Source organism: Angustibacter luteus (assembly GCF_039541115.1).
Taxonomy (GTDB): domain Bacteria; phylum Actinomycetota; class Actinomycetes; order Actinomycetales; family Angustibacteraceae; genus Angustibacter; species Angustibacter luteus.
In genome coordinates this window covers 435,833-455,538 of the sequence record NZ_BAABFP010000004.1, presented here as the reverse complement: position 1 = coordinate 455,538, position 19,706 = coordinate 435,833, and the positions used below count along the sequence as shown (strand labels likewise).

General features: G+C 64.6%; 17 protein-coding genes. 9 read left to right on the top strand and 8 right to left on the bottom strand.

Annotated features, from left to right (window positions below; translation table 11 throughout):
• Positions 1 to 20: 20 nt before the first annotated feature.
• The 3 genes from ABEB17_RS08550 to ABEB17_RS08540 form a co-directional block, all read right to left on the bottom strand.
• Positions 21 to 1,265, bottom strand: coding sequence for an ABC transporter substrate-binding protein (locus ABEB17_RS08550; protein ID WP_345716258.1), 1,245 nt, complete (start codon positions 1,263 to 1,265; stop codon positions 21 to 23).
• An 86-nt stretch (positions 1,266 to 1,351) separates the two neighbouring features.
• Positions 1,352 to 2,131 (bottom strand): ABC transporter ATP-binding protein, encoded by a 780-nt coding sequence (locus tag ABEB17_RS08545; protein WP_345716257.1) that lies wholly within the window; start codon positions 2,129 to 2,131, stop codon positions 1,352 to 1,354.
• A gap of 31 nt (positions 2,132 to 2,162) precedes the next feature.
• The gene (locus tag ABEB17_RS08540; RefSeq protein WP_345716385.1) at positions 2,163 to 2,927 is read right to left on the bottom strand and encodes an ABC transporter ATP-binding protein; all 765 of its coding nucleotides are present in this window, start codon (positions 2,925 to 2,927) and stop codon (positions 2,163 to 2,165) included.
• A 380-nt stretch (positions 2,928 to 3,307) separates the two neighbouring features.
• On the opposite strand from ABEB17_RS08540, the gene ABEB17_RS08535 reads away from it, so the two are divergent.
• Both ABEB17_RS08535 and ABEB17_RS08530 read left to right on the top strand, forming a co-directional pair.
• Positions 3,308 to 4,075, top strand: coding sequence for an IclR family transcriptional regulator (locus tag ABEB17_RS08535; protein WP_345716256.1), 768 nt, complete (start codon positions 3,308 to 3,310; stop codon positions 4,073 to 4,075).
• Between the two features lie 374 nt (positions 4,076 to 4,449).
• Complete coding sequence (locus ABEB17_RS08530; protein ID WP_345716255.1) at positions 4,450 to 6,015, top strand: FAD-dependent monooxygenase; 1,566 nt, start codon at positions 4,450 to 4,452, stop codon at positions 6,013 to 6,015.
• A gap of 252 nt (positions 6,016 to 6,267) precedes the next feature.
• Here the strand turns inward: ABEB17_RS08530 and ABEB17_RS08525 are convergent, their stop codons facing one another.
• Positions 6,268 to 7,944, bottom strand: a complete 1,677-nt coding sequence (locus tag ABEB17_RS08525; RefSeq protein ID WP_345716254.1) for an FAD-dependent monooxygenase — start codon at positions 7,942 to 7,944, stop codon at positions 6,268 to 6,270.
• A 196-nt stretch (positions 7,945 to 8,140) separates the two neighbouring features.
• Here ABEB17_RS08525 and ABEB17_RS08520 point away from each other — a divergent pair, with 196 nt between their 5' ends.
• Together ABEB17_RS08520 and ABEB17_RS08515 are read left to right on the top strand one after the other, a co-directional pair.
• Positions 8,141 to 8,782: a TetR/AcrR family transcriptional regulator gene (locus ABEB17_RS08520; protein ID WP_345716253.1), complete on the top strand. Its 642-nt coding sequence runs from the start codon at positions 8,141 to 8,143 to the stop codon at positions 8,780 to 8,782.
• 270 nt (positions 8,783 to 9,052) lie between these two features.
• On the top strand, positions 9,053 to 10,000 hold the full coding sequence (locus ABEB17_RS08515) for a GlcG/HbpS family heme-binding protein (RefSeq protein ID WP_345716252.1): 948 nt from the start codon (positions 9,053 to 9,055) through the stop codon (positions 9,998 to 10,000).
• 138 nt (positions 10,001 to 10,138) lie between these two features.
• On the opposite strand, the gene ABEB17_RS08510 is transcribed toward ABEB17_RS08515, so the two are convergent.
• The 3 genes from ABEB17_RS08510 to ABEB17_RS08500 all read right to left on the bottom strand — a co-directional run bounded on the left by ABEB17_RS08510 (position 10,139) and on the right by ABEB17_RS08500 (position 13,271).
• On the bottom strand, positions 10,139 to 11,260 hold the full coding sequence (locus ABEB17_RS08510; protein ID WP_345716251.1) for a M24 family metallopeptidase: 1,122 nt from the start codon (positions 11,258 to 11,260) through the stop codon (positions 10,139 to 10,141).
• A gap of 151 nt (positions 11,261 to 11,411) precedes the next feature.
• Positions 11,412 to 12,149 carry a dienelactone hydrolase family protein gene (locus ABEB17_RS08505; RefSeq protein WP_345716250.1) on the bottom strand — a complete coding sequence of 246 codons (738 nt, stop codon included), beginning with the start codon at positions 12,147 to 12,149 and terminating at the stop codon, positions 11,412 to 11,414.
• Between the two features lie 150 nt (positions 12,150 to 12,299).
• Positions 12,300 to 13,271: a quinone oxidoreductase family protein gene (locus ABEB17_RS08500; RefSeq protein ID WP_345716249.1), complete on the bottom strand. Its 972-nt coding sequence runs from the start codon at positions 13,269 to 13,271 to the stop codon at positions 12,300 to 12,302.
• Positions 13,272 to 13,594: 323 nt separating this feature from the next.
• Between ABEB17_RS08500 and ABEB17_RS08495 the strand changes: the two genes are divergently transcribed.
• Both ABEB17_RS08495 and ABEB17_RS08490 read left to right on the top strand, forming a co-directional pair.
• Positions 13,595 to 14,083, top strand: coding sequence for an acyl-CoA thioesterase (locus ABEB17_RS08495; protein WP_345716248.1), 489 nt, complete (start codon positions 13,595 to 13,597; stop codon positions 14,081 to 14,083).
• A 281-nt stretch (positions 14,084 to 14,364) separates the two neighbouring features.
• On the top strand, positions 14,365 to 15,183 hold the full coding sequence (locus tag ABEB17_RS08490; RefSeq protein ID WP_345716247.1) for an alpha/beta fold hydrolase: 819 nt from the start codon (positions 14,365 to 14,367) through the stop codon (positions 15,181 to 15,183).
• A 43-nt stretch (positions 15,184 to 15,226) separates the two neighbouring features.
• Here the strand turns inward: ABEB17_RS08490 and ABEB17_RS08485 are convergent, their stop codons facing one another.
• Positions 15,227 to 16,345 (bottom strand): enolase C-terminal domain-like protein, encoded by a 1,119-nt coding sequence (locus tag ABEB17_RS08485; RefSeq protein ID WP_345716246.1) that lies wholly within the window; start codon positions 16,343 to 16,345, stop codon positions 15,227 to 15,229.
• Between the two features lie 183 nt (positions 16,346 to 16,528).
• Between ABEB17_RS08485 and hppD the strand changes: the two genes are divergently transcribed.
• The 3 genes from hppD to ABEB17_RS08470 all read left to right on the top strand — a co-directional run bounded on the left by hppD (position 16,529) and on the right by ABEB17_RS08470 (position 19,563).
• The gene (hppD, locus tag ABEB17_RS08480) at positions 16,529 to 17,734 is read left to right on the top strand and encodes a 4-hydroxyphenylpyruvate dioxygenase (protein WP_345716245.1); all 1,206 of its coding nucleotides are present in this window, start codon (positions 16,529 to 16,531) and stop codon (positions 17,732 to 17,734) included.
• A 225-nt stretch (positions 17,735 to 17,959) separates the two neighbouring features.
• A complete protein-coding gene (locus ABEB17_RS08475) occupies positions 17,960 to 18,742 on the top strand; it encodes a CoA transferase subunit A (protein ID WP_345716244.1) in 783 nt (260 codons plus the stop codon).
• A gap of 149 nt (positions 18,743 to 18,891) precedes the next feature.
• Positions 18,892 to 19,563 (top strand): 3-oxoacid CoA-transferase subunit B, encoded by a 672-nt coding sequence (locus tag ABEB17_RS08470; protein WP_345716243.1) that lies wholly within the window; start codon positions 18,892 to 18,894, stop codon positions 19,561 to 19,563.
• Positions 19,564 to 19,706 lie beyond the last annotated feature (143 nt).

Genomic DNA, 19,706 nt, shown 5'->3' with positions numbered 1-19,706 from the left:
GGCGAACCCTGTGTTCTCGGTCAGCCACCCATGGCAGGTGCGGGGTTCACCCAGTCACCGACCGTTGTGGTGGCGCCCTTCGAGTACTGGAAGATGTGCTGGTAGCCGTTGCAGATCGACGGTGCGCCGGGGATCTGCTTGCCGTCGCACGTGAACGGGTGCGCTGCGAAGTTGGCGTTGTTGCTGCCGGCCTGGAAGGCGCCGACGATGGACTCGGTCGTCAACTTGTCGGAGATCGGCGACAAGTACTTCTGGGCGTTCATGACGGCCTGGAAGCCCATGTAGCTCGCCGTGATTGGTGCCGTGGCGGGCTGGTACTTCTTGATAACCGCTGCCATCAGCGTGGAGTCAGCGGATGCCCCAGGCGGGTCGAAGGGACCGCCCCAGATCATCCCCTCAGCACCTGCGCCCGCTGCAGCGATCACCTTCGGATCGGCGCAGGGGTCAATCACAACCTTCGTGCCCTTGAAGCCAAGCTGATCAAGGGTCTTCAACATGCTGCCGCAGCCCACGGGAGTGTTCACTGCCACCGTGTCCGACTTGGCCGTGACCACCTGCGCGGCCTGCGCACTGAGGTCTGCTGCGGTCGGCGCCACAGGCACCGCCTTGACCGTCGTGTAGCCGGTGTTCTTGAAGAACTGCTGGAACAGCTCACCGCTGTGGGTCCCGGCCGCGTCAGACGTGTAGACCACGGAGGCGCTCTTGCCGCCCTTCTGCGACGCGTACGACACGGCCGCCGCGTTGTCTGGGCCCGAGATGGCGGAGAAGATCACGCCGTTCTTGTACGTCTGCTCCACAGGTGTGAGCGGGACGGCTCCAACGACGGCCAGGTTCGCTCGCGTCCACGCGGGGTACGCGCCGGCGCCTCCTACGTCAGCTCCACCGAGAATGAAGACGGGCTTCTTGTCCAGGAGCTGATTGGCGCAGCGCTGTGAAGTGGCTGGCTGACCGTCGGTGACGCAGGACTCGATCTTGATCGGGTGTCCACCCACGCCGCCCAGGTAGTCATTCACGTAGGAGGCCGCGGCCTCCGCCGCCGTCCGGTACCCAGGAGCAGTGATGGGTCCGGCCTCTAGGTTCACCAACCCGACAACGATCGGGCTCTTGGTCGCCTTGTTCGGCGTGGCGAAGGGATCGGCGCCTGCAGCGGCGGATCCAGACGGGGTGGCCGATGACGATGACGAGGGGCTCGAGTTGCTACATGCCGTGAGCAGCGCCACGGCAGCCACGGCCACCCCGTATGTGACGAGGACCTTCCGCTTCATTGCTGTTCCTTTCGGGGGTGCGATGTGCGACTGACGTGCGTGAACGTGTACCTCTGGTTGAAGCCGCCAGGTCTTTCGACGTGGCGTCAGTTCTGATCCGTGGGGATGTCAGGTGGGTGTCCATTGACCTGCTCGGAGTGCGGGATATCGCTGGCGTCGAGCTCGCCCATGTAGCTCTTGCGAAGGAGTTCTCGGTCTTCGCGCAGTGAGGCCGCATGGCCGCTCAACACAAGTCGACCGTGACTGAGCACATATGCACGATCGGCGACCTGGAGTGCCAGGGATACGTGCTGCTCGACGAGAAGGACAGCCGTGTCCAGGTCCTCTGCTGCGCGCCTGAGCACGGGAAGTAGTCGTTCGACGATGACCGGAGCCAGCCCCATGCTCATTTCGTCGATGATCAGGAGTGTTGGGCGAGCCATGAGTGCGCGACCCATAGCCAGCATTTGTTGCTCGCCGCCTGAGAGGAGCCCGACGCGCCGATCCAGGCACTTCGTAAGCTCGGGCAGCAGTTCAAGCAGGTCCTGTTGCGACAAGCCGTCCGCGGACTTGGCAAGTCGCAGGTGTTCACGTGTGGTCAATCCGGGGAACAACGCGCGGTTCTCCGGAACGAGTGCGACGCCCTTGCGTGCCAAGAGATGCGCCGGCGTCCCGCCGACGCTGGCTCCGTTGAGTCTGACCTCGCCGCTGATCGGCTTCAGCAATCCTCCGATCGTGTTCACGGTGGTGGTCTTGCCGGCACCGTTGGCCCCCAACAGCGCGATCACCTCGCCGCGCTGGACCGTTAGCGCAAGGTCCCGGACCACCGGCGTACCGAAGTAGCCCGCAGAAAGCCCGGCCAGAGAGAGCACCGGCTGCTTGGCCACCTCAGGTCCGTCCGAGGCGACGGCCCTTGACCTAGCCATGGGATTCCTCCGACCCGCCGCTGCCGAGGTAGGCCTCGATCACTGTCGCGTTCGCTCGGATCTCGTCAGGGCTGCCGGCTGCGATGATTCGGCCGAAGTCCAGGACGAGGACGTGGTCGCAGACACCGAGAACCAGGCCCATGTCGTGGTCGACGAGGAGAACACTGACGTCGTTGTCTGGCAGGTTCCGAAGCTCCTGGCCGAGCTCCAAGCTTTCGCGGGAATCGAGTCCAGCTGCCGGCTCGTCAAGAAGCACCAAGCGCGGGCGCTGCGCGAGGGCCCGGCCAACGCTGACCAGCTTCCGCTGGCCGTGGGACAGATCGGTCGGCATGCGCCCGGACAGCGAATTGAGGTTGAGCAGGGACGTCGCCCAACCGACGGCCTCGGCGCCTCGCGGCCGATGCGGCAGAAACATGTCCCTCAACGGCTGAAGCAGACCGACCTGCTCCGCGGCCACGAGCAGGTTCTCCTCAACGGTGAGGTCATCGAACAGTTCGACGGACTGGAAGGTTCGGGCCAATCCGAGGCGGGAGCGTCTGTCCGCCTTCACGCTTGTGACATCGTCGCCAGCGAAGACCACGCGACCCGCGGACGGACGGTGGTAGCCGGTCAGGGCGTCGATCAGGGATGTCTTGCCCGCACCGTTGGGGCCAATGAGACCAACGATCGATCCTGGCTCGACCGAGAAGCTCACCCCGTCGACCGCTACGACTCCGCCGTAGGTCACGCGAAGATCCTGAACCTCGAGCAGTGCCATCACGCGCCGCCCTTCGCAGCGGCATCAGGGCGCCGGTGACGTGGCGGTCGCGAGCCGTCCAGCAAGCAGTCGCCCATCGGCTGAATTCCCTTCGCCTGGTCCGTCCAGCGGACCAATGGTCTACTGTGCGGACCAGCGCAAAGGTAGGCCCAGATTTCATGGATGTCAACGGTTTCTTCACTCGTTGCGGGGATGTTAAGGAAGAGCCCGCTCCGCGCTCGGCACAGCTCCGCCAGCGGCCCAGTCACGGCGACTCGGTACGGGTGGTGCCATACTCCGGCCCCGGGAGGGCCGACCACTTGTGCGGCTGTGCGAGCGTTTGAACCGTGGACTAGTCCATGGAGTGCTTGGATCACCGAAGGCACGGAGAATGAGGGGCGATGACCGAGGACAACAACAGGGGCAACCGAAGCGTGCGGGTCGCGCTCGACGTCCTGGAGGCGCTGTCGCAGTTGCAGCCGATCGGTCTCAGCGAGCTGACCCGTCAGGTACGCCTTCCGAAAAGCACCGTCCAGCGAGCCCTGGCGACCCTCGCCGACGCGGGTTGGATCGAGAGCGACAGCGCCGGACGCTGGGTCGTCGGCACTCGCGCGTTTATCGTGGGCAGCACAGTCGGCGAACGCGGCGGCCTGCGCCAGGCCGCCCTGCCACACATGAACGCCCTCGCCGCTGACGTGGGCGAGACCATTCACCTGATGGTGCTCGATGGCGAACAGGTGGTGCTCATCGAGCGCATCGACAGTCGGCACGCCCTCCGGGCCTTCTCCCCGCTCGGTTCTCAGGCCCCCCTGCACGCGAGCTCGAACGGAAAGGCGTTCCTAGCAAGCCTCCCGGCCGAGGATGTCGAGCGGTACCTCAGTCACAGCCTGAGTCCAACGACTTCGCGCAGCATTACCAAGCCGGACACGCTCCGGAAGGAGCTCGAGCGAGTGCGCGCGAGAGGGTACGCCGTGAGCGACGAAGAGCTCATGGACGGCGTGGTGTCCGTGGCCGCAGCCATTCACCCGCCAGGGCCAAGGCCGGCGGCCTCGTTGTCCATTTCCGCGCCGGCGTCGCGTATGCCCGCTCGGTTGCGCACGGCCTACGGCGAGAAGGTCAGGGCGACGGCGGACGCGATTGCAGCCTCGCTACCGAGGGTCGGCCTGTAGCTGCCCGACGGGCCCAACTGGGTCTGTCGATGAGCCACTAGCTCTCGACGCCTGGTCCCGGGGGTAGCAGGCTGGTCGGGCCACCGCTGCCAAGTCCCGCACCGCACCCCCGGGCCGCGTCGACCACCGTAGCGACGGGCGAACCGGAGCCGAAGGCGGTTCTGGCGGCGTCGATTCCGGGGTGCGATACGTACAGATGATCCCGGTTGACGTCGCCACCGCCTCATCCTCCCCCTCAACGATGCCCGGTCCATCATGCGGACCATTGGTCTACTCTGCGGGCCAATTAGAGGCTATGCTCCACCGCAAGCTCGGTCAAAAGATTGCACGGAGACATCACCCTTCACCTCGAAAACGACATCGTGGGAGTACAGATGAGCGTCGACGCTGACGTGGCAATCGTGGGCTTCGGCCCCGGCGGTGAGGCGCTCGCCTCACTACTCGGGCAGGCGGGGCACAGGGTTGTCGTCTTCGAAAAGTCCGCTGTTCCATACGGCCTTCCGCGGATGAGCACTCTGGACGGTGAAACGGCCCGCCTCATGCAGCACACGGCAAATCCCGACGAGGCGCTCGAGGGGTCGATTCCCCAACCAGGTGCGATCTTCTACGGCGCCAATGGCGAGATCGCAACGACGGCGGACTGGGGTTTCAAGCTATGCGGACATCCGTACCGCCTGAGCCTTCACCAGCCCAATATCGAGAAGGCGATGGAGGCTCGCATCCGCGAGTGCCCCACCGTGACCATTCACTGGGGCTACGAGGTCACCGGCCTCGACGACACTGGGGACGAGATTCGCATCACGGCAGCTCCCTCGAAGCGGGCCGGCGTCACCAACGAAGGAGCAGCTGTCGCGATCTCGGCAACCTATGTCATCGGCATGGACGGCGCCTCCAGCTTCGTGCGCGAGTCCCTCGGCATCCCCATCGAAGTGGTGCAGAACCACGAGGATCGGTGGGTTCTGACCGACTTCGACATCGTCGACCCCGAGTTGCAGCCGCCGACGACAACCGTGCATCTCGACCCGAACGGTCCGTGGTTCTGGGGCCCCAATGGTGCGAACAGATGCCGGACCGACGTGCGGGTCATGGACCCGACAGCCACGAACGACGACTTGCTCGAGCATGAGAAGGCCTACGAGTTCCTCGAGCGTAAGCTCGGCATCAACCGTGAGCAGGTGAGCATCACCCGTCGCGTCGTCTACAAGTTCCGCTCTCAGTACGCCAAGACGTTCCGCAAGGGCAGGGTCTTCATCGGCGGTGACGCCGCACACACCATGACGCCTGGGATCGGTCAGGGTTCCTGCTCGGCCATGCGCGATGCGAGCAACCTCGCGTGGAAGCTGGATCTCATTTTGACCGGACGGGCCACCGAGGCTCTCCTTGACAGCTATGAGCCGGAGAGACTGTCCCACGTCCTCCCACTCATTCATGGCTCCGTCATCGCCTGGGAGCGAGCAATTGAGAACGATCCCGTCAAGGTGGCTGAGCGGGACGCCTTCCTTCGGTCCTCGCCAAGCCCTGAACCGCCCGTGCCGGGACTCATGCAAGGAATCCTGCACAAGTCCGGCGATGAACTCGCAGCCGGGCCGACTGGTGCACTGAGCCCGCAAGGACGCGTCCGGCTCGCCGGCCAGGAAGGACTGCTGGATAGCCTCATCGGTTCTGGGTTCCAGCTGATCAGCTCGTCGCCGCTGCACACGGCCTTGTCTGACGCGCAGGTGGAGGTGCTCGAAAGGCTGGGCGTGCACGTCCTGGTCCTCGGGGAGGGACCGGATGACCTGCAAGACCTTGACGGCACCTACTCAGAGTTCTTCGCGGCGAACGAGGTCACCGCACTTCTTGCCCGACCCGACTTCTTCCTCTTCGGCGTCGCCGCAGGTCCGGATGAAACCAAGGCCCTGGTCGAGGACTTGCTTTCACAGTTGTCCTTGACTAGCTGAAACCGTTGTACTGCAGAGGCGCTCGCCGGCTCCGGCACTGAGTTGAGCGGGCCGTCGCGGACCTGGCACCGGACGTGCGCCATGTCCGCGGCGGCTCCGATCGCAGCCGATTTGTTGACCCCGTTTCGGCCAAAGCGATCCGCGCCGGGGCACCTACCCCGTCGGCGCAAGGACCAGATCGCGGCGCCGAAAGCTGCTGCGGCGAGAAGGCCGCCGGGTCGGTCTGCGTGATGGTGGACGGCGGTCCACAGGTCATGATTGCGTGCTAGCCAGAGGCCTTCCGCCGTTGAGGAGGTCCCGGATCACCGCCACCAGTTGCCCGGTATCAAAGCCGCTGGGGAAGGTCTCCAGGATGTGACCATCGGGCCGTACTAGGACGGCGTCCACTTTGGTCAGCCCCGCGGCCCGCACCCAACCTTGGACGTCCGGGCGACCTGGGCTGAGGTGAACCACAGTGACCGGAACGGGTCCAGCGTCGATTGGGCTGGGATCGTCAGCCAGCCAAAGCACGGTGAACGCTTCGGGGTCCAGGACGTCCAGTGTGGAAACCCGCTCATCTCCCCAATTCAGCCATCCATGCGGCAGTCGTCGACCGGCACGCGCGCTCGGCACGTAGGTCGACACATCTGCGGGCGGCTCGTCGTCCGGGTCATACGAGAATCCCAGCTGCAGAGCAAGGCTGTCGAAGTGTCCTCGCTGCTCAGCGATGGCCTGAGCAACCGCGGAGGCGTTTGCGCCATCCGCCAGCCAATTCTTGAATGCATCCGTCCCGGATCCAAGCCCACAGGCCTCGTCGATGATCGACAGCACGGCCAATGCCCTGGCGTTCTGCAGACTCTGATCAGCGTTCTGCACGGCAATACGACGACGCTCTGTTTCGTAGGTGTCGAGCACAGGCTCGGGGGACCAGCCGGCGATCACGGCCGCGAGTTTCCACGAAAGGTTGTGAGCATCCTGGAGTCCGGTGTTCAGACCCAGCCCCCCAGTGGGCGGGAAGCGATGGGCTGCATCCCCCGCAAGTAGGACGCGGCTCTGCCGGTACCTGTCGGCAACCTGTGCTCGCATGGTCCACGGGATAACGGCAACCAACTCGATCGCGACATCGGTGGCACCAGGACCGAGCCCGGCCCGGATGTGGTCGAGCGCGCGCTCCCGCGTGTACTGGGTCATGTCCACGTGACCGGGCGGCATCGTGATGATGTAGGCCCAGAGGCTGTCCGGTTGGTACGAGATGAAAGTGCCGTGCGGCTGTGGCTCGAACACCCAATGCAAGACACCGGGCCGGGAGGCGACGATTGGTGTGAGGTCTGCCTTGAACGTCATCGTTACGGCAGCGGCGACTTCCTCCACGCCTGTCATGCTGATTCCGAGGCTCTCGCGCACCTGGCTGCCCGCTCCATCAGCAGCGACGAGGTATTCCGAGGTCAGCTCATACGCCTCCTCGCCGGCGCGGACTGTCGACGTAACCTCGCCGTCCCGTTGCACAGCCGACACCCACGTGTGCCCTCGTCTGAGGTCAACTCGATCGTCGGCTTGTACGCGAGCCAATAGGAGACGCTCCAGCTCCGGCTGGGGCACGTTGAGTAGTGGCGTCGGCGTGAGCGCTAGCACGTCGGGATCTTGACGCTCGTAGGGCAGAACCCCAAAGCAGTGGCCAGTCATGGTTGTGACGAACCGAACCTCTGCAGTCAGTTCTCGGGGCGCGGCAACTGCTGCGACGTCCTGAGGCAGGATGTCGATCTCTCGAAGGATCTCGAGCGTTCTCGGATTCACCGCGTGTGCGCGTGGCAGCGGCAATGGGACGAGGTCCCTCTCAAGGACCACCGTATGTACCCCTCGTCGCGCAAGCATCAGCGCGAGAGTGAGTCCAACGACTCCACCCCCCGCGACGGTTACAGGAGCAATATCGGACACTGCTTCGTCGACCATGCCTCTACTCCGAACCTGCACGGCGACGGAGGTACCTGTGGAGGCGGAGCCGCGCCAGTTTGCTGTCGTCGACTTGAGGGTACTCTCACTATTGAGAGCCCTGTCAATAGCGTGGAAAGTGGCCGGCCGTCTCCCGTCGCCTATGCGACTCGGCAGTACGGTTGTCCATCGGAGTTGCTGCCTGAGAGGTTGTTCGATGCCGTCGCATGCCACGCCAAAAGCGGCAAGAACCCGACTGGCGCCGGTAGACAGACGCGATCAGCTGATCCGGGCAGCCGTGGAGGTCTTCGCCGAGGAAGGCCTCGCGAACGCGTCCATCGTTGACATCACCAAGCACGCGGGCGTCTCCAACGGCACCTTTTACCACTACTTCGCAGACAAGCGGGACATCGCCGAAGCCGTGGGAGCGCTGGTTATCTCAGACATGACGAGCGAACTGACGGCCTTCCAGGAAGCGCTCGAGATTCCCAGGCGAATTGCCGTCGGCGCGTTCTGGGTCATGCGTCGCGTCGCCACCAACCCATCGATCGGGGCCGTCATGGCCGAATACTTTGAGCAGCGCAGCGATGTGCTTCGGCAGACCGCGACTCAGCTCGGTGCCGACCTGAGGACAGGGATCACGGCTGGAGCGTTCGACATTGAGCCTGACGACGTTCCGATGTTCGTCCAGGTCTGGGGGTCCATGTTTGGGGTGGGTGCCCGCGAGGTCCTCTCCGGATCTGAGCCCCGCCATGTCGGCACGCTGCTCGCGATAGCGCAGCTGCGCATGCTCGGCCTTGCCAAAGCCCGCGCGCAGGCGGTGACACGAGCGGCGGAGCGGCTCGTGCTGGACTCCTGACCGAGCGGCGAGCTACGGAGCCGAACCGCTGGTGCGCAGGCCAACCGGCAGCTCTGGCTTGCTGAGTCGTCGGGGGCTAGAGTACGTGCGAATTGGTCCACTTGGGGGACCAGTGGTCCGTAGACCGGTCCGCACGTTCAGAACTGCGACATCGAGGCGCGAAGGCTCCCGCCTGGTAGTCGAGATGCTCGCCTCCAAGCGCACATCGTTCCAGCGCACCCCAACCTCGAGAAGGGTTCTGACATGACTCCTCACCCACGCGATGTCCGCTTGGACGATGCCCGCGCCATGGTCTCTCGAGCCGTCGACAAGGCGGAGCAGCTTGGGGTTCGCGGGAGCATCGCGGTTGTCGGAGCGAGTGGGACCCTCATAAGCGCCTCACGGCTCGACTTCGGTGGGCCGGGCGGGATGGGGCGTGCGGTTTCCAAGGCCTGGATCTCGGGGACACAACAACTCGCAAGCGGTGTCCACAAGGACAGGATCGCGGCAGCTCCAGCCATCATGGCTTGGGGCTTTATGCAGGTCTCTCCAGAGTCCGTCTTTCCCGGCGGCGGCGGGATGCAAATCCTCACGGAGTCTGGCGAGATCCTCGGCGGCATCGCGGCCTCGGGCGCCACGGTCAGTCCGTTCCTGCCCGCGGGCGTTGCGCCCGAGTTGGTCAGCGCTGAGGGGAGTCCGGCAAATCCTGAGGATCTCATCATCTCCTACGCGCTCGGCGGTCCCTATGTCGGCCAACATGGGGACGACACCATCCTCTGGAAGGACCGTTTCGGGGATCTCGTGGTGCCCGCGGAGGACAGCCTCGGCATGAAGCCGGCACCGACTGCCTCGCATCAGCCCGAGTTGCTCTGGGCCAAAGAAGTTTGCGATCACGTCCTCACCTTGGCGGCGTCGCGTGGCCTCGAGGTGGCGACAGTCGTGGTGGACCGGGGGGGTGATCCGATCCAGCAGGACCACATGGACGGAGCCGTCGCTGCTGCAACGCACGTTGCCGGGGCAGTCTCCCGGGCCGCAGCTAGGCATGGCATGCCCAGCCATCGCCTTGCGGATCTGTATGGGGGGCAGGCATTCGCTTTGGCGACTCTGCACCCCCATCGGGAGTTGTACGTCGGGGGCGGAGTTCCCCTGACCCGTGACGGACAGGTTGTCGCGGGCCTGGGAGTTGGTGGAATTGAGCCAGAGGAGGCGGCGAGGCTGGTGGCTGACGCCACCAGCTGATCGGTCGAGCCCCTCCACATTCTCAGCGTTGAGGTCGGACTGGATCCGAACTCAGCGGGTCAGAGCGACGGCAGCGAAGGTCGAGCCAAGTTTCCGAGGTGCGGCCGGAGGATCGAGAGGCAGCCTCGCCATGCAACGTCACACCTCGAAGAGTTCCTGAGGCGTGTCGTGAAGGCGAACGGCTGGCCCGGCGGGCTGCACAACGTAGTTGTCGCACAAGAACACAAACATGGATGGGGTGACGACGGAGGGGTGCACGGACACGAACATGTCCGCCCTCAGGGCCATCGTTTCGTCGGCTCGCAGCAGCGGAGCCTCGACCATGTCATAGCCCTGTCCGTGCCCCAATAGGCGCGTTTCCCGTTCGTAACCACGCGCTTCCATGAACGCGTCGTGCGCCCCCGCCAGCGCGCTGCAGCTCGCACCGGCGTAGAGGCTAGCCGCCGTCTCCGCTTGCGCCTCGCGGACGACCTCGAAGGCGCGCCGTTGTTCGTGACTGGCCCGTCCGAGCACCACCTGACGGGCCAGCTCGGCGTAGTAGCCGCCGGCGTTGGAGAGCTCGATCAATACGGTGAATGTGTCCCCCTTCTGCAACTCCCGGTTCTGTGCGCGCCATGAGCGCATTCCGGTCGGCTGCCCTGCAGGAGCGGACCCGCATCCCAACGTTCCGTCCAGTGCTCCCCGCAACCGAAGCTCACGCTCGACCGAGGCCATGAGTTCGACCTCACGAACGCCGGGACGAACCTGCCCCAGCAAGCGCTCGAAGGCTTGGTCTTGCACGCGACATGCTTCGCGCAGACTGTCGAGCTCGACCGGGCTCTTGATCGCCATCATGCTGTCGAAGGCGGCGGTCTCGTCCGACCACGACACCTGCGGTAGGTCTTGCTTGAGTCGATCGATGAACGCGGACGGCATGCTCCCGGGCCTCACCAGCCCCACGTTCTCAATGCCCCGCGCGCTGAACTCCTCGACCACGGCGCGCGCTTCGTACTCCAGCGTTTGTCTGACCGATTTGAACGCGGACACAGCCCTGACGCGACCCACGCCCGGCGTGTTGGCGTCGGCAGGAGACACTTCGCGAATCCCTGAGATAGCGCCGTGCTCGATGACCGTCATTGGGGTTTCACCGAAGAACAACGCCACCTTCATGTAGGCAGGCGCACCGAAGTCGCACAGCCACCGGATGCTCCCGGACAGACTGTCGTCAGAACCCAGACAGATGACTGCATCCAGACCCTGGGCGGTGAGGTGCGCGCGCACGAGCGCCCACCGCCGGTCCATCTCGTCTCGTGGGGCGCGTACGAGGACGGGGTCCTGTGTCGAGCCGGCGGGTACCCCGACCCGGCCCGTCCGCGAGTCCGGGCTGATGAGCAGAGAGTTCTCAGGGTTCACTATTGCTCCTCAGCACAGCTCAGTCGGCTCGCCCGGGCGCTTCTTGCGCGACCAGGTCGGCGAGCAGCTCGCGCATTAGGGCGAAGGACAGGTGGTCGGCCCGACGGTCGTACGCCACGCCGGGGATGCCCATGGCGTTAGCCCCCGGATCGGTGAACGCGTGCCCGACTCCGCCGTCAACGACGATCTGCCACGGACAGCCCGCCGCTTCGGCTTCACTCCTGAACGTGCTGACCATTTCGGGGGGGATGAAGGGGTCAGCCCCTCCGGAGTAGCTGAGTACGCTGATGCTCGGCGAACTCAGAGCGGAGCCGAGCGGCAGGAGCTCGCCGTGAAAGCTGACGGCTGCCTTGAGTGGCGCGCCGGACCGAGCCAGCTCTAGCGCCACCTGTCCTCCGAAGCAGTATCCCGCCGCGGCGATCATCGCCGGGTCCCGACCGATCGAGGAAAGCGTCGAGACCGCGGCTGCGGCCCGATCCTGCAGGAGCTGCGGTTCGCTCAGCAAGGCATCCCGTGACGCGAATGCCTCATCCGCCGCGGTGAACGCACGGCCTCCCCCATACATGTCGGCGATGAACACGTCGAACCCGGCCGCGAGAACGCGCGCCGCTTGGGCGTGAATGTGTTCTCGGATCCCCATCACGTCAGGGAAGAGAACGACGGCCATTGCCGCGGGTAGATCGCTCGACCCGGCGTAGCCCCTTAGCCGATCACCACTGCCAGAAACATAGTCGACAGTCTGCAACTGCGGTCTCATCTCTGCCTGCGCTCCTACTCCTGGGGGGATCCCCTTGAACATGACGACAGCCGAGAGGTCGACAGTCTGCACCCCGTGCCACGCTGCGGTCCAGTGGTCCACCATGTGGCCCGCCCGTGCCGCTAGCTTTGGGCACATCTGCCTCACGGCCTAGGGCACGATGACCGTCTTTGGCTGCGCTACTGAAGGTCTCTCGGTCCACGCAACGGGCAGCTCTTCGAGTGGTCGCGCTCGCGTGTCGACGTGGATGTTTCCGTCCAGAAGGCCGCTCCACATCCACTCAAGCGCTGGACGCTTGACTGCTAGCGGTGTGAGGAAGCTGGCGAAACCCTTGATAGTCAACTGCCGGCTGCGCAGCAGGGTCGCTGCAAAGTTCACCTGCTCGCCGGCGGAGTTGCCGATGTTGACGATTCGGGCCAGCGGCGCGCAGGCATGCATCGCTGCGTTCAGCGGGTCGCCGCCGAGGCCATCAAGAATGACGTCCGCCGCAGGACCGGCGCGTTGCAGTCGCCGCACAAGTTCGCCTTGGGCCTCTCCGGACCTGAGTGGAATCGCAGCATCCGCACCGAGTTCGCGAACGCGCGCCAAGGCTTCTTCATTACGGCCCACCGCCACGATGTAGCCGGCGTCGTGCTCTCGAGCAACCTGCACGGCAAGTCTGCCCACGGTTCCGGTGGCACCGAGTATGAGCACCGCTTCGTTGGGTTGCAGAGCCGCGACCCCGATGAGTGGGAGGAAGGCGGCCACGCCGGAGTTCCCCACGGCCACAGCCGCGACAGGGTCGAGCTTCTCGGGCAACCTGAGTAGCGCTTGGTCCTCGAGGACGACGTGAGTGGCGAAACATCCCGGGCGAGTGGGGCTCGGATGGCACTCTCCGTAAACGATCTGACCAGGTTCGAAGACGTCTGATTCGACCACCTCCCCCACAGCCTCGATGCCCGGCACGTATGGCTTCTCATGCCGCGCCGTTGGCACGAGCCCAGCGGCAATACTGATGTCCAACGGGTTCAACGCGGCCGCAAGCACGCGCACCAGGGTCGTTCCTCGGTGGCGCAGCGGGGCTGTGGCGTCGTTGATGCGAGGGGCGACGCCGGGGCGATCAATCACGGCTGACCGGGCCATGGCGCTGCGCGCGTGCTCAGGGACCGGCCGCCGACTGGCGGCCCGATGGGAAGAGAGCGGCATGCGGCGTTCCCCGTCGGTTGGGCTTGAACCTCCCAGAGGAGATCCGTAATGTTTCACAAACTACCCAGCCGATATCAGCTGGTCAACGATGGGGACCGCCGGCTGCCCCTGGTGCCCACGATCCGGGCCGGGAGTGTCAACAGCGAGATCGCACGGCCGGCTTCGGACGGCAACGGGTGACCGCCTGACCTAAGGAACTTGGATGCCGTCTTCCTTGAGCTGTCACGATTCTTGCCGCGGCAGCGAGGCCGTCACCCGCGATGGAGATCGCCATGGCCGCGGTCTTTGATTGCGAGATTCAGGCGCGGTTGCGGGACGTCAACCTTGGCGGCCACGTTGACAACGTCGAAGCTATCCGGGTGGTGGACGAGGCGCGCGTGTTGTTCTTCCGCTACGCCATGCTCCCGGGAACAGGCGACTCCCATCCTGGGCTACTGGGCGGACTCCCGATCACCGTGTCCGAACTCGTGGGCGCCCAACGCGTCGACTATCACGCCGAGATGCGCTACGCCGCGTACCAACCGTTCCTCGTGCGTTTGTGGGTCAGTCACGTCGGGCGAACCTCGTTCAGCGTCAGTTCGGAGATGCGAGTTGCGCCGGGGCACGAGCCCGCCCTCGTGGCTGAGACATCGCTCGTCCTTTGGGATCAGTCCCTGGACTGCGCCTGGGCCATCACCGACGCCCTCCGCGCCGTGATGGAGAGGTACCGAGATGAGCCGGTTGCCCTTCGTCGACGACCCCAGGGCTAAGGCCCTTCGGGCCTCATCGCACGAAGACACAGCGGTGGGAGCCGCCCACCCGCAGCGACGCGCAGGCCTCCCCGCGCCTTCTGAAACCTCTCTCTCGTCACTAGACATGCCACACCCCCTGTGAGATGTTTTACAGGCCGCTGAATTGTCGCCCGCCATTGCTGGTCAGGTGGTGTGTATCGAGCGGACGTCATGCCTCGGTTGTGCCTGCCGGATGGTGGGCACACTCATGAATCGTCAGCTGTGACCGGTGACCGGGCAGCGAACAGAAGGGGCGACCCATGGTCGTGCAGCAACCCGGAGCGCCATTCACCTATGGCACCGTCAAGGCCGGCGAGTTCGTCCTGGACTACGCGGAGGCGCGACCTGATGCGCCCACTGAGACTCTGGTGTCGTTTCCTGGCTCGGCTGGCCTCGAGATGTCTCCCTCGAAAGACATTCTTGCCGAGAGGTACAGGGTGATCGAGATCAACCCACCTGGCTGGGGCGGCAAGGACGACCTGAACCGTCCGATGCCGATGGCTGAGACCGCGCAACTTCTCGCTGAGGCTGCCAACCAACTGGTCCAGGACCGGTACTACATCCTTGGGTCATCCATGGGTGGAGTGAACGCCGTGTATGCCGCCGCGGCACACCCAGAGCGGGTGAAGGGCATCATCCTCGAGGGCGGGATGGCGCCAGCGCGAGAGCAAGACGTCATTGTGCCGCCGCCGCCGCGCCCCGAGCCCGACGCGCCCGTGCAGGCGCCGTTTCAGTCCGAAGGCGCTCCTCAGTACCCCCAGCCTCCGGTCAACCCTAAGAAGCCGTGGGCGACGGACGAGTTCATTGCCAACCAAATGGCCAACAGGTTCAAGATGATCGCCTGGGTGGCGCCGGAGTTTCTGCCGGAGGACGCCTTGAAATCGCTCACTGATCTGCGCCTCCCGGTATTGGCGCTCCTGGGAGATCAGGACGAGATCCTGAGGCCGAGTCAGCGCGAAGCGTTCGCGACGTACCTGCCGCACGCCGACTTCAGGTTCGTCGCTGGGGGAATGCACGACCTCCAGAACATCAATGTCGCGGAGTTCGTCGCTCTCGTTGAGGAGTTCCTCAACCGCTGACTCGGCGCGATGCACGGGGCATGGCCAGCCCTCCTGGGGCTGCTTAGCCGAGTAACTCCCCACTGGCCCGCAGCAGCTCCCAATCGATGTCGATTCCCAGACCGGGGCGAGTTGGTGCATGGACGTTGCCAGTCGGGTCGATCGTGATGGGCTCAACAAGCCCATAGCTCAGTGCATCGATGTCATATGAGCCCGGGGCATGGGGCGCGAGAATCTCGAACCATTGGCAGTTTGCGATCGCCATCATGACGTTGAGCCCGGCGAGGTTGTTGAGGCTGTTGTAGGCGTCGTGGATCTCGCATGGAAGATGGAACGCCTCCGCGAGGTGCGCGATCTTCACCATGCCAGTGATCCCACCCTTGAGTACGACGTCCCCCCGCAGGAAGTCGGTAGCACGCTCCACGACCCATGGCGCGAGCGCCGTCAATCCTCCTTGAGTCACCTCGGTCGCCATTAGTGGGATCGACAGTTGTTGCTTGAGGCGGATGTAGCCGTACAGATCGTCCGCTGCGAGCGGATCCTCGTACCAGGCATATCCGAGCTCTTCGATTGCCAGGCCGACCTGGACGGCCTCCGGGTAGTCGTAGGCCCACGCTGCGTCCAGGGCCAGGACATGTCGGTCCCCGACGGCCGCTCGGACCTGTGCACATAGGTCGATGTCGTCCGTGACGGGCACCTGCTTGCCATCGAAATGCCGGAGCTGAGTGAGCGGATGCAGTTTGTGAGCGGTGAAGCCCATCTCACGGTAGGCCAGCGCCTCGTCCACGTATGTGGGTATGTCTCGGTGCACCCATGTGGCGATATACGCCGGCGCGTGATCCCGGACGGTGCCGATCAGGCGATGGACGGGAAGACCCGCGGCCTTCCCGGCAATGTCCCAGAGGGCAACGTCCACCGCGCCGCGCACCGTTGCGGGTAGACCTCGCCTTCCGGTCATGGCCCAGACACGGCCGATGTCGAGGGGATCCAGCCCGATGAGCATGGGCCGCACGACATCGAGAAGTACCGAGGCGATGTCCTCGCCCGGGCCTCCCGCGAAGGTGTGCCCCTGGATGCCCTCGTCCGTTGCGATGGTCAGCAAGTCCAGGGTGACGTGTTCGGGGCCTACGGCCGCGGGGAAGGGTTGCTGATGACGCAGTATCGAGATGTCGATGATCTTCACGCCTACCCCTGCCTGGGCTTGTTGTATGTCAAGCACTTCTTTGAGTGAGCAACTTGTCCAGCCTTATTGCGGACTTGCTGGCTTGGCTGTGCAGCCTGCCTGGAACGCGGAGGCTCTCTTGCGCCCGTCATACCGACCCCTGCACACTGGCATGAAATATCACCGAGCCGCAAAGGAATGTCAATGACGGTTCATGACACACTCACCAACGAGGAACGCCTCGCCGAGCTCGATCTGGCAACGCTCCAGCAGTTGGTCGGTCTCGTGGAGTACGACGCGGACAGCGATCCCTTTCCGGTGATTGGCTGGGACGCAGTGGTCTGGACGGTCGGCAACGCAACGCAAACCGCACACTTCTTCCAGTCCGCCTTCGGGATGAACTTGGTCGCGTATTCCGGGCCCGAGACCGGCAACCGGGACCACAAGGCGTTCGTACTCAAGAGCGGCGCGGTGCGGTTCGTCATCCGAGGTGCCGTGGATCCAAGCAGCGCTCTGGTCGCTCACCACGCCGAACACGGTGACGGCGTGAGCGACATCGCGCTGGAGGTGTCAGACGTCGACAAGTGCGTCGAGCACGCGCGTTCTGTGGGCGCGACCATCCTGGTCGAGCCGCACGACGAGACCGATGAATACGGAACCGTCCGCATCGCCACGATCGCAGCGTACGGCGACACCCGGCACTCTCTGGTCGATCGCAGACGCTATGAAGGCGCGTATCTCCCCGGGTACGTCCCCCGAACCGGCGCGTATCAGAAGCGCCCTGGTGCTCCCAAGCGTGTGTTCCAGGCACTGGATCACGTGGTGGGCAATGTCGAGCTCGGCAAGATGGACGAATGGGTCCGCTTCTACAACAAGGTAATGGGCTTCACCAACATGGCAGAGTTCATCGGTGACGACATCGCCACCGACTACTCCGCCCTGATGAGCAAGGTGGTCGCGAACGGCAACCACCGGGTGAAGTTCCCGCTCAACGAGCCGGCGATCGCCAAGAAGAAGAGCCAGATCGACGAGTTCTTGGAGTACTACAACGGCCCTGGCGCCCAACACCTGGCGCTGGCCACCAACGACATCATCCGCTCGGTCGACGCTCTCCGCGCGGAAGGTGTGGAGTTCCTGGACACCCCGGACTCCTACTACGAGGACCCCGAGCTGCGCGCGCGCATCGGCGAGGTTCGAGTTCCGATCGAGGAGCTGCAGAAACGCGGCATCCTGGTCGACCGCGACGAGGACGGCTACCTGCTGCAGATCTTCACCCAGCCGACAGGCGACCGTCCGACGGTGTTCTTCGAGCTGATCGAGCGGCACGGCTCGCTCGGCTTCGGCAAGGGCAACTTCAAGGCCCTCTTCGAGGCGATCGAGCGCGAACAGGAGCGCCGCGGCAACTTCTGAGTCCGCTGGGAAGTCGGGCGGCCGGGGCCAACGGCGCGTCGGGGCAGACGTTTTGGCCGGAGCGGGCTGATCCGGCGGTTACCTCCACCCCCTCAACCTCGCCGTTCCTGAGGGACGGTGCGGCTGGACCAGCTCAGCGGTGAGGTGGCCCGACGACGGCATGGCAGAGAGGCCGCCTCCAAGGAGTCGGCCCTGGCCTAGTTCGACAGATAGGTGGACTGACAGATGGACAAGGTGGTGACGTCGGCCGCGGAAGCGGTTGCCGACGTGCTGGACGGGGCAACCATTGCGGTTGGGGGTTTTGGCTTGTGCGGAATCCCTTCAGTCCTCATCCAGGCTCTCCTGGAAGCCGGCACCAAAGACCTGGAGGCGGTCAGCAACAACGCCGGGGTGGACGGTTGGGGTCTCGGGCTGTTGCTGGAGTCAGGTCGTCTACGGCGGATGGTGGCCTCGTATGTTGGTGAGAACAAGGAGTTTGCTCGCCAGTACCTGGCCGGCGAGTTGGAGGTCGAGCTGACTCCGCAAGGAACGCTGGCGGAACGGATGCGCGCCGGCGGCTCGGGCATCCCCGCGTTCTTCACTGCTACCGGCGTCGGTACCCAGGTGGCTGAGGGTGGCTTGCCCTGGCGATACGACGCGACAGGCAATGTTGTTCGATCAAGCCCTCGAAAGCAGACGCAGTTCTTCGAGACAACTGACGGCGAACAGGAGTTCGTCCTGGAACGAGCGATCGTCGCCGACTACGGGCTGGTGCGAGCCCACAAGGGTGATCGGCACGGAAACCTCATCTACAAGGACTCGGCGCGCAACTTCAACCCGCTTGCCGCGATGTGCGGACGCATCACGATCGCCGAGGTCGAAGAGCTTGTCGAGCCCGGCGTCCTCGACCCCAATCACGTTCACACACCCGGCGCCTACGTGCACCGCGTCGTACCGATGTCAGTTGAGCAGGCCGCCGACCAGCGAATCGAGAAGCGAACGGTCCGGGCCGCCCCCGGGGCGCCGTAGATGATCGCCAACGCATCGTTCCTGGCACGGGCGAAGCGCCTTGATCGCCGGTGCCCCGTCGATGGGCCGGCGAAGTTCACGCACGATGGACAAGTGTCCATGCACATCTCTGCCGACCACATCCGAATCGACCAGAGGGCCGGTGAACAGTGACTTGGACACGTCAGGAAATGGCAACGCGGGCGGCGGCAGAACTCGCCGACGGGTCGTACGTCAACCTCGGCATCGGGCTTCCCACACTGGTGCCTAACTATGTCGATGACTCGGTGCACCTGGTGCTTCAATCAGAGAACGGAATTCTCGGGTTCGGGGCCTACCCGTACGAAGGTGAGGAGTCCGCGGACCTGATCAACGCAGGCAAGGAAACCGTCACCATCCAAGACGGAGCCTCGTTCTTCGACTCCGCGACGTCGTTCGGGATGATCCGCGGAGGAAAGATCGACGTGGCCATCCTCGGCGCTATGCAGGTGTCCGCGCACGGCGACATTGCGAACTGGATGATCCCCGGAAAGATGGTCAAGGGGATGGGCGGCGCCATGGACCTGGTCCATGGCGCCAAGCGCGTAATTGTGCTCATGGAGCACGTTGCCAGAGACGGCTCCTACAAGATTGTCGACGAGTGCACCCTTCCCTACACCGGCCGTAGGGTCGTGCAGCGGATCATCACTGAGTTGTGCGTGATCGATGTCGTCCCCGAATCCGAGGGCAGCGGGCTCAAACTCGTCGAGCTGGCGCCAGGCGTTGACCTCAGGGAGGTGCTCGACAAGACCCAGCCAAAGCTCACCGTGGCCTCAACCGCAACGGGGCAGACCGCCGGGTGAGCCTGGACGCAGGACTTGAGGCCGGATGTGGTGCCCGTCATGGGCAGTTTCCAAGGCAGCGGTGATGTCCGGTCACCAAGGGGTCGCGGCGGCCGTCCCGCCACTGGCTGCCAAGTCTCCCGACCCTGTCAGGCCCTCATGGT

What these genes read in the sequence shown, in the direction of transcription:
- ABEB17_RS08550 (WP_345716258.1), bottom strand. Translation starts at nt 1,265, where the DNA reads ATGAAGCGGAAGGTCCTCGTCACATACGGGGTGGCCGTGGCTGCCGTG.
- ABEB17_RS08540 (WP_345716385.1), bottom strand. Translation starts at nt 2,927, where the DNA reads ATGGCACTGCTCGAGGTTCAGGATCTTCGCGTGACCTACGGCGGAGTC.
- ABEB17_RS08535 (WP_345716256.1), top strand. Translation starts at nt 3,308, where the DNA reads ATGACCGAGGACAACAACAGGGGCAACCGAAGCGTGCGGGTCGCGCTC.
- ABEB17_RS08530 (WP_345716255.1), top strand. Translation starts at nt 4,450, where the DNA reads ATGAGCGTCGACGCTGACGTGGCAATCGTGGGCTTCGGCCCCGGCGGT.
- ABEB17_RS08525 (WP_345716254.1), bottom strand. Translation starts at nt 7,944, where the DNA reads ATGGTCGACGAAGCAGTGTCCGATATTGCTCCTGTAACCGTCGCGGGG.
- ABEB17_RS08520 (WP_345716253.1), top strand. Translation starts at nt 8,141, where the DNA reads ATGCCGTCGCATGCCACGCCAAAAGCGGCAAGAACCCGACTGGCGCCG.
- ABEB17_RS08505 (WP_345716250.1), bottom strand. Translation starts at nt 12,149, where the DNA reads ATGAGACCGCAGTTGCAGACTGTCGACTATGTTTCTGGCAGTGGTGAT.
- ABEB17_RS08500 (WP_345716249.1), bottom strand. Translation starts at nt 13,271, where the DNA reads ATGGCCCGGTCAGCCGTGATTGATCGCCCCGGCGTCGCCCCTCGCATC.
- ABEB17_RS08495 (WP_345716248.1), top strand. Translation starts at nt 13,595, where the DNA reads ATGGAGATCGCCATGGCCGCGGTCTTTGATTGCGAGATTCAGGCGCGG.
- ABEB17_RS08490 (WP_345716247.1), top strand. Translation starts at nt 14,365, where the DNA reads ATGGTCGTGCAGCAACCCGGAGCGCCATTCACCTATGGCACCGTCAAG.
- hppD (WP_345716245.1), top strand. Translation starts at nt 16,529, where the DNA reads ATGACGGTTCATGACACACTCACCAACGAGGAACGCCTCGCCGAGCTC.
- ABEB17_RS08475 (WP_345716244.1), top strand. Translation starts at nt 17,960, where the DNA reads ATGGACAAGGTGGTGACGTCGGCCGCGGAAGCGGTTGCCGACGTGCTG.